The sequence below is a fragment of the Aminobacter niigataensis genome (assembly GCF_014200015.1).
GTDB lineage: Bacteria > Pseudomonadota > Alphaproteobacteria > Rhizobiales > Rhizobiaceae > Aminobacter > Aminobacter niigataensis.
This window is the reverse complement of the sequence record NZ_JACHOT010000011.1, coordinates 81,075-89,031: the sequence shown is the minus strand read 5'-3', so window position 1 is coordinate 89,031 and position 7,957 is coordinate 81,075. Positions and strand designations below refer to the sequence as shown.

Genomic DNA, 7,957 nt, shown 5'->3' with positions numbered 1-7,957 from the left:
AAGAACATCGCGCTCGCCCGCGTCGACGCCACCCACGCCAATGTCGGCACCGAGGTCGAGATCGGCAAGCTCGACGGCCACCAGAAGCGCCTGCCGGCCAGGATCGTGCCCTTCGCCCACTACGATCCCAAGAAGGAAAAGCCACGGTCGTAAATCAACCGCGACTTCGCCGTCATCAATGCAAAAGCCCCGCGACCTGCGGGGCTTTTTGTTTGAGGATTCCGGGAATTGGCTTATTCACGGTCAATAGAGAACACCCTTGGCGCAAGGCAGCATCGTGGAAATATTCTCCTGGTCGCCCATATTGCTGACGCTTCCCTTTATCGTCGTCGGCATCGTTTCATTTTTCCTGGGTGCGGCGTTCCTCGCGATCTTCGCCAGGCAGGCACAAGGCGACCCTCTATCGATGCCGGTCGCCGCTTTCGTCGGCACCATCACCACGGCCTGGGCGCTGTCGCTCGGTTTCACGGCCGCGGATGTATGGTCGGTCAATGCGCGCGCAAGCGAGGTCGCCAGCGCCGAGCGTTCGTCGATGATGCGGCTTGCCGGCATGGCGAAGCCGGAGGCGCTTGCCTCTGCCGAATTGTTGAATGGCCTACTGGCCTACAAGGGTGCCGTCATTTCGCTGGAATGGCCGAATGCGAACCATTCGCCTGAGCCCGCCGTCGAACAGGCCTTGCAGGACATCCGCCTGGCATTGATCGCGCTGTCGAAGTCAGGCCTTCCTGATCCGATCATTGGCCAGATGGTGCAGGACTTCGACGAATTGCAGGACGCCCGCAATTCGCGCCTGGCCATCGGCGCAGGTTCGGTCAATCAGCTCAAATGGTACCTGGTGCTGTTCTTGACCATGCTTTCGGCGGTGGTCATCGGGGCAGTCCACGCCGACAGGCCGCATGCCGGCAGGAAGGCGATCCTGATATTCGCCGTCACGGCAAGCGTCAGCCTGTGGATCCTGGCCTTGCATGCCAATCCCTATGTCGGCGTTGCGCAGGTGACATTGGGCGACGCACGCATCTAGCCCCGGCTGCCCCTAGGCAGTTCGGGCGACGACAGGCTGGGGAGAGGCGTTGCGCATGGCCAGCCACGCCTCGGCCTGAGCGTCGGGCATCGGAAAGGCTATGCCGTAGCCCTGGACTGCAGGGCAGCCCAACTCCCGCAGGAAGGACAGCTCCCTTTCGGTTTCGGCACCCTCGGCGATGATCGAAATGCCGAGGCCGCGCGCCAGTTCGATGATCGCCTTGACGATCTTGGAGTTGGCCGGGTTCTTGTGGATGTCGCGGATGAAGCGGCGGTCGATCTTCAGCCGGTCGACCTCGTTGGCGCTGATATGCGACAGCGATGCGTAGCCGGTGCCGAAATCGTCCAGTTCCATGCGGATGCCGGCCTTGCGCAGACGCTTCAGCGTCAGCCCGATGCCGCTGTTTTCGTCGTCGAGCATGACCGATTCGACGATTTCCAGCGCCACCAGGCGGTTGGGCAGGCCTTCGGCCTTGAGAAGGCCGAGCAAATGATTGGCGAAGTCGGCCTCGTGTAGCTCCTGGGCAGACACATTGAGCGAGAGCCGGCCGAAATCCAGTCCCATGCGGTGCCACCCCGCGGCCGTGCGTATGGCCTTGGCAAAGATGGAACGGCCGATCGCTGGCATCAGCCCGGCCTTTTCAGCTGCCGGAAGGAACTCGCCGGGCGAAACGTTCCTGCCCATGACCTCCCAGCGCACCAGCGCCTCGACGCCGATCACCTTCCCGGTCTGCAGGGAGACCTGTGGCTGGAAATGGACCGCGAAGGCCTCGGTAGCGATGGCTTCGCGCAGTTCGCGTTCGAGGTTGGCCTTTTCTTCGAACTTGTCGCGCAGCGTCGTGGCAAAGAGCTGATAACCGCCGCGCCCATCGGCCTTGGCGCGGTAGAGCGCCAGGTCGGCGTTGACGAACAGCTCATCCATCGTGGCGGTGGCGTCGTGGAACAGTGCCACGCCTGCGCTGGCGCTCGGCTTCAGCGAAGCTCCGGCGAATTCCAGCGGCTGCTTGATGCTCGCGGTGATCCGTGCCGCGACTTCGACGGCGGCCGCCTCGGTGCCCACGTCGGTCAGGATCACGGTGAATTCGTCGCCGCCAAGGCGCACGCAGACGTCGGATTCGCGAACGCTGGCGACAAGGCGCCGTGCGGTCTCGATCAGCACGGCATCGCCTGCGGCATGGCCGAGCGTGTCGTTGACGGTCTTGAAGTGGTCGAGGTCGAGATGGATGACGGCGATCGCCTCGCCTTTGCGCCGGGCGGTGGCCAATGCCGTATCCATGTAGTCGTTGAGGAAGGCCCGGTTGTAGAGGCCTGTCAGCGCATCATGATTGGCGGCGAAGTTCATCTGGTCGCGCGCCCTGAGCAGTTCGCTGGTGCAGGACACGACGCGGCGCACCAGCGGCCGGAAGATCAGCACCGCCTCGGCGACGAGCAGCAGCAAAGTGAGGACAAAGACCGTAAGGTGCAGCTTCTCGACCGCTGCGCCCTTTTCGGCAGCTTCCGACGTGAACAGCCGGGTCAGCGTTTCATATTCGCGCCGGGCTTTCTCGGCGACGTAAAGCCTGAGCGCGGCGAAATGTGCGATGGCATCGGCAGGCATGTCTGCCGACACCGAGTCGGGCAGCAGCTTGAGATAGGAATTGACCGTGTGCTCGAGGATCCGCGTCGATGCGTCGATCTGGCCGGGAACCTCGGTAAACAGCTTTGTCGCATCCTCCGAAAGCTCGAGCCGGTGAAGCGGTGACCGGGCGTCGGGCGATCCGTTCCGCAGGATGCGCTCGTTGGCGAGGAAACTTTCGAGCGCCGCCTTGAGGTTCTGGCGCGCCTGGGTGCGCAGCCATTGCGCATCGGCCGTATGGGCCTCCGTCGCGCTCAGCAATATCCGCTGCGACAGCATCTGCTGGCGGGCCCCGAGCTCGATCAATGCGGTCTTCTGCGTGTTCGCCGAGATCACCGAGTTCAACATGAAGAAGCTGGCGGTTGCCAGCGACGCGATCAGGATCAGCGCTGCCACATAAGACGCCCTGGTCTTGTGCATCAAGCCGTCTGCGAGTTTCTCGTGTTCCGTGCTCGCCTGCGCGCTCGCCGACATGTCGACTTTCCCCCGCCAACTCGATCTCAGAAGTTCCCCCGGGCAAGAAAATGCAGAACAATGATGAATTGCGTGTAAATGCGAAGAGTTATTGCCGCGCGGACCAGTAGGTATTTCGACCTGGATTCCTGATCGGTCCTGATTTGCATGAAGTTGCATGAATGTCAGTGTAGTCCTGCATCAATTGTTGTTGGCAGAACTCGTCGGACATTTTGGTCGCAACCGACCGGACAGCGGGTCGAAGGAGACGGGGAGGGCAGTCTCTTCGCGCCACTTGCGCAGTGACGCAGCGTGCCGCTTTCTCGCAAGCGATCTGTTTGGGGGAGGAAGTGGTGCCCAGACGCGGATTCGAACCACGGACACGCGGATTTTCAATCCGATCAGAATCCTTGTGTTGCAAGGCAGTCAGGGCATCATGTTGCGCCTATGTCGCGCTCATGAAAGCAGCGCTCGCTCTGCAGCTGCCATTTCGTCGGCGTCATCGCCCCTCGGGAATAGGTGTCCGTAGACATCCATCGTCATGACGATCGAAGAGTGACCAAGCCGCTCTTGGACGACCTTGGCGGGAAGGCCGAGGCCGCCATCTTGAGGGCGATTGATGCACCACGAGGCGTAGAAGTGCCGTAAGGCATGCATGCCGGTATATTTCGCGGCCTGGACCGGATTGCCTTCCTCGTCTGACTCTTCCGTCGGCACTGACACGCCAGCTTTGATCTGCACCGGGATTAGGCCCCGGTTGATGATGTTCCCCAAGCTCTCGACGTTGCCGGAGCCGTTGGCGAAGATGAGGTGTGATGGCTTGGCGTCTTCCCGAATTAGGTTGCCATCGTCATCGCGGCCAGTGATCGGCCTGCTGTAGGCGAGCTTCCATTCCTTCAGGGCGTTGACCACCATCGGCGGAATAGGGACCGTTCGCTCGCCGGCTTCCGACTTCGGCCTGCCGATATCATTGAACCTGTCCGCACGCTGTCGGACGTGGATCTCGCGTTTCTCCAAATCGACATCGAGCCAGCGCAGCCCCCGCAGCTCCGATGCTCTGAGACCTGCAAAGATTGCTGTCAGTAGCAACGGCCGCCAGCGGCCATCCAGCGCGCCCACGATGGCCTTGACCTCGTCTCTGGTCGGAATGTCTGTCCCGACCTTTAGGCGGCCCTTCTGGCGCCTCTCCTGACGCTTATCTTTGCCTTTCTGCCTAGCGCGGCTCTTCTCCCTGACCGCGTTGCGAACTACCAGCCCGCGCTCCTGCGCGTCGGCCAAGAGCGAGCCGAGGCTGACCAGCACCTTGCGCACCATTGCGGGCGAGCGACCTGTTTCACGTAGCTTGTCTTCAAAGTCCCGCACGGCGGGCACCGAGAGCTTCGACAGCAGCGTGTCGCCAATCAGTGGCGCGATATGAAGGTCAAGGTGCTGGCGGTACTGATTAGTGGTCGTTCGCTCCAAGCCTGCACCCTCAGCGCTGGCGATCCAGAACGCACCGGCCTGCTTGATCGAAGCGCTGGCGCTGTCTGCGACGTGGGTGCCCTCGCGCACTTCGACATGAGCCGTGGCAGCGAACGTGTCGGCTTCCTTCTTCTTCGCGAACGTCTTCAGTCGGCGCGCGCCCTTGGTGTCGACATAGTCGACCACCCAGGCGGTCTTCTCTTCGCCCTTGCCGGTCGTCCAGGTGCGCTTACGAATTGACATGGCCTAGAACGGGATTTCGTCGTCGAGACTACGGCTAGCTTTCCGCTGACCGTAGTCGACAGGTTTCGGATCAAATTCAATTTGGTTGTTGTAGTTGTCAGTCGCCATTACGCCGCCGCTGCCAGTGACTTCAACTGTCTCGCCTGTCGTCAACGTAAACCGCACCATGTTCGGCTCAAACGCGATGTGGCTAACAAGCGGGTGCCCCACCAAAACTTCCTTGGCGATCTCGGATAGCACGCGCGTCTCAGCCAATTTTTCTTTGAACCGGCGAGTAATCGAACGCCAGTCATCACGGCTCTTCAGCGCCTCATCAAGCAAACGTCGCGCGGCCTCGACTTCGGACTGGATGCCCATGTCTTTTTGGTAGGCAGCAATCCGTTCCACCAGTTCATTGGGCAGCACGTACACACGTCGCTGTCCCTTGTCCTTCTCATTGGCCATCGCGTTTATCCACAATTGATTGACATCAGCTTGCACGGCGCTTGCTCAAATTCAATTGAACATCGTATGGTAAGGTTAATTGACATTGAAAGGCACATGAACATATATGGAACTGCAAGAGCGGATTTTCCGCGATGGAGAGTGACGTGCACAAAGATGATGACAGTTCGCTTGACCTCATTTGGGGGGTCGAGGAAATCGCTAAGATAATTCGGCGCAACCAGCGCCAAACATTTCACTTACTGGCGACCGGGCAGCTGCCGGCAAAAAAGGTCGGGGGCAGGTGGGTGGTCGAGCGGTCCAAGCTCATCAGCTTCTTTCTGGGAGTTGCCGCATGACCAGCAGCAGCTTCCCCATCCTAACTACCAGATCGGTCGGCGGCTCGACCGTTCAGACCGTCAACGCCCGCGACCTTCACGCCTTCCTGCTAGTTGGCACGCGCTTCAATGACTGGATCGCTTCGCGCATCGAACAGTACGGCTTCGTCGAAGGATCGGACTTCACGAGTTTTACTGAAAACGCAGTAAAAGGCCGGCCGGCGATCGAGTACGCGATCACCATCGACATGGCCAAAGAGCTTTCGATGGTCGAGCGCAACGAGCAGGGCAAGCGCGCGCGTCAGTACTTCATCGACTGCGAGCGTCGGGCAAAGGACCCTGTGGCCGCTCTGAGCCATGTTCCGACTTTGCGACAGTTGCTCCTCGACAATGTCGAGAAGGTACTCTCTCTCGAAAGCCGGGTTGCCGAGTTGCAGCCGTCGCACGAGGCGCTGCAGCGTATCGCTGAGGCAGATGGTTCTCTCTGTATCACCGAGGCCGCGAAGGCTCTCCAGATGCGGCCGAAGGATTTGTTCTCGTGGCTCCGGCAGAACGGCTGGATCTATCGCCGACCTGGCTCGGGCCATGATCTCGGCTACCAATCCAAGACCACGAACGGGCTGCTCGAGCACAAGGTGACAACCGTATTGCGGGCTGACGGCTCGGAGAAGGTTTCGGAGCAGGTGAGGGTAACCCCAAAGGGCCTGACGAAGCTCGCGAGCCTGATCAAGCCGGCATTCGGAGCCGCAGCATGAGCGGTTGCCGAGCCGAGAATTCGGAAATCTCCCAAGAGATTTCGGAGAATTCCCAAGAAGGCGATGCCACTCATAAGGCGGACGACGACATCGCCGACGCGAAAAAGAAAGGCCCGGCAGAGGCGGCCACCTCATTGCCAGGCCTTGGTTCTCAATCCCGCATAGGACAATCGAACATGGACACGAATACCACAGCCGCGGCTTGCCCGGCAACCGTGCCGTATCCGGCGCAATCTCCCATTGATGAAATCGACGATGCTATCGCGTGCCTCCGCACGATCCGGACGGCGGTCATCGCGGATACCCTCGGCTTGGTCGACTACAGCATGTCCGACGCCGAGGTGATGATTGGCAAGGTGCTCGATCAACTGGACCCGATCCGCACCTTCCTCGCTGAGGACATGCCCTTCCTCGAATGCCGGCGCGCGTGGTTTGCCCGGAAGGGAGGCGCGGCATGACCATGGATCTCTTCCCAATCACGGCAGCGCCTGAGGCCATCTATTCCGACGCGCTCCGCATCGAGCCAGTCATCGGCGACGGTATGTCGCCCAGGCTTCGTGACGGCTTCGACTTCGTGCTGGTCAAGCCGGTCGATCGCTACGTCGGTGAAGGCACCTACGTCCGCTTCAACGGCATCGGCCCTGAACTCATTTGCGTCCAGAACATGATGGATCGGCTCCGGCTGTTCCGTGAGAACCCGCACTATTCCGACCACTATTGCTCGAAGGAACAGTTCGACGACAGCGTGCTTGCCATCGTTGTGGCCGACATCAAGGTCCGTGACCAGCGGTTCCTCACCAAGGGAGCGCGGTCATGAGCATCACGCGACGCCTCTTCCTTCGCCAGACCGCAGTTGCCGGCGTTGGCGCTACCGTGGGCTCTACCGCCGTCGCTGAGCCGATCCAGCCTCTCACCCCAGACGAGCGCATCGAAGCCGCCATCGAAGAGATCAAGGCCGCCTATTGGCAGAAATGGCCCGACGCTCCGATCCGCATCCGAGATCAGGACAACGGCACAGACGGGATGATCCTCATCTTCACTCATCTCGAATGCGACGAGCCTGGCGCGGTCAATCACGAGCGTATTGGTAGGGCGAGAACGATGGGAGGGCAGCGCAATGGCTGATCTCCGTGAACTAATCGAGGCCCATCGTTCAGCAGTCATGGCTGACGAAGCGAATTTTGATGACGATGGCAATCCCGTTGACGCCGAAGCGGCTGAGTTGAGCCTTGAAGCGGAGCAGGGAGCCTATCGTTCATTGGTGCTGGCAAGCTGCAGCAACGCCGATGAGGTCCAGTCAAAGCTCGACTACTTCCTGAATGGGTCGGTCGGGCTGCGCACGTCCCTCTTGGACTGCCTTATCGACGAAACATATTGCGGCGGCGAAGACGAGCCAAATCTTGTCTTGCCCTTCCTGCGGTCTCTCGTTGTGGTCGACGGAGGTGTCCAATGAGGCTCCTCCGCGCCCTACGGGCAGTATTCCACGCGTGGATGGCGCTGCAGGTTGGTCGCTGGGCTGAGTGGCACGACGACCGCGCAAGCGAAGCGATGGCTCGTGTCCGGCAAGGACTGCGCCCACCGGAATTGTTTGCACATCGCGCAAACAGTTCTCTGTCCGCGGCCGATCTCTTCCTTCTTGCCTCGATTGT

The 7,957-nt window shown here is 60.6% G+C and carries 10 protein-coding genes and 1 tRNA gene; 7 read left to right on the top strand and 4 right to left on the bottom strand.

The window, feature by feature from the left end; all coding sequences use genetic code 11:
* On the top strand, positions 1 to 153 hold a 153-nt coding region (locus GGQ99_RS24975; protein ID WP_183264633.1), incomplete at its 5' end, for a glycine cleavage T C-terminal barrel domain-containing protein.
* A gap of 124 nt (positions 154 to 277) precedes the next feature.
* Entirely contained in the window at positions 278 to 1,021 is a 744-nt protein-coding gene (locus GGQ99_RS24970; protein ID WP_343061779.1) for a bestrophin-like domain, read from the top strand.
* 12 nt (positions 1,022 to 1,033) lie between these two features.
* Here GGQ99_RS24970 and GGQ99_RS24965 read toward each other — a convergent pair whose 3' ends face one another.
* The 4 genes from GGQ99_RS24965 to GGQ99_RS24950 all read right to left on the bottom strand — a co-directional run bounded on the left by GGQ99_RS24965 (position 1,034) and on the right by GGQ99_RS24950 (position 5,236).
* Entirely contained in the window at positions 1,034 to 3,109 is a 2,076-nt protein-coding gene (locus GGQ99_RS24965) for a putative bifunctional diguanylate cyclase/phosphodiesterase (protein WP_183264632.1), read from the bottom strand.
* A gap of 330 nt (positions 3,110 to 3,439) precedes the next feature.
* Positions 3,440 to 3,521 (bottom strand) — tRNA-Phe (locus GGQ99_RS24960).
* 23 nt (positions 3,522 to 3,544) lie between these two features.
* Complete coding sequence (locus GGQ99_RS24955) at positions 3,545 to 4,792, bottom strand: tyrosine-type recombinase/integrase (RefSeq protein WP_183264631.1); 1,248 nt, start codon at positions 4,790 to 4,792, stop codon at positions 3,545 to 3,547.
* Between the two features lie 3 nt (positions 4,793 to 4,795).
* Positions 4,796 to 5,236 (bottom strand): hypothetical protein, encoded by a 441-nt coding sequence (locus tag GGQ99_RS24950; RefSeq protein WP_183264630.1) that lies wholly within the window; start codon positions 5,234 to 5,236, stop codon positions 4,796 to 4,798.
* A gap of 334 nt (positions 5,237 to 5,570) precedes the next feature.
* Here GGQ99_RS24950 and GGQ99_RS24945 point away from each other — a divergent pair, with 334 nt between their 5' ends.
* From GGQ99_RS24945 to GGQ99_RS24925, 5 genes are read left to right on the top strand one after another with little or no spacing between them, the layout of a single operon-like run.
* A complete protein-coding gene (locus GGQ99_RS24945; RefSeq protein ID WP_183264629.1) occupies positions 5,571 to 6,308 on the top strand; it encodes a phage antirepressor KilAC domain-containing protein in 738 nt (245 codons plus the stop codon).
* Positions 6,305 to 6,766 (top strand): hypothetical protein, encoded by a 462-nt coding sequence (locus GGQ99_RS24940; RefSeq protein ID WP_183264628.1) that lies wholly within the window; start codon positions 6,305 to 6,307, stop codon positions 6,764 to 6,766. Before GGQ99_RS24945 ends, GGQ99_RS24940 begins: the two co-directional genes overlap by 4 nt.
* Positions 6,763 to 7,125 carry a S24/S26 family peptidase gene (locus GGQ99_RS24935; RefSeq protein ID WP_246389739.1) on the top strand — a complete coding sequence of 121 codons (363 nt, stop codon included), beginning with the start codon at positions 6,763 to 6,765 and terminating at the stop codon, positions 7,123 to 7,125. Before GGQ99_RS24940 ends, GGQ99_RS24935 begins: the two co-directional genes overlap by 4 nt.
* Positions 7,122 to 7,433 carry a twin-arginine translocation signal domain-containing protein gene (locus tag GGQ99_RS24930; protein ID WP_183264627.1) on the top strand — a complete coding sequence of 104 codons (312 nt, stop codon included), beginning with the start codon at positions 7,122 to 7,124 and terminating at the stop codon, positions 7,431 to 7,433. The genes GGQ99_RS24935 and GGQ99_RS24930 overlap by 4 nt, the downstream gene beginning before the upstream one ends.
* Positions 7,426 to 7,761: a hypothetical protein gene (locus GGQ99_RS24925; RefSeq protein ID WP_183264626.1), complete on the top strand. Its 336-nt coding sequence runs from the start codon at positions 7,426 to 7,428 to the stop codon at positions 7,759 to 7,761. The genes GGQ99_RS24930 and GGQ99_RS24925 overlap by 8 nt, the downstream gene beginning before the upstream one ends.
* The last annotated feature ends 196 nt before the right edge of the window (positions 7,762 to 7,957 follow it).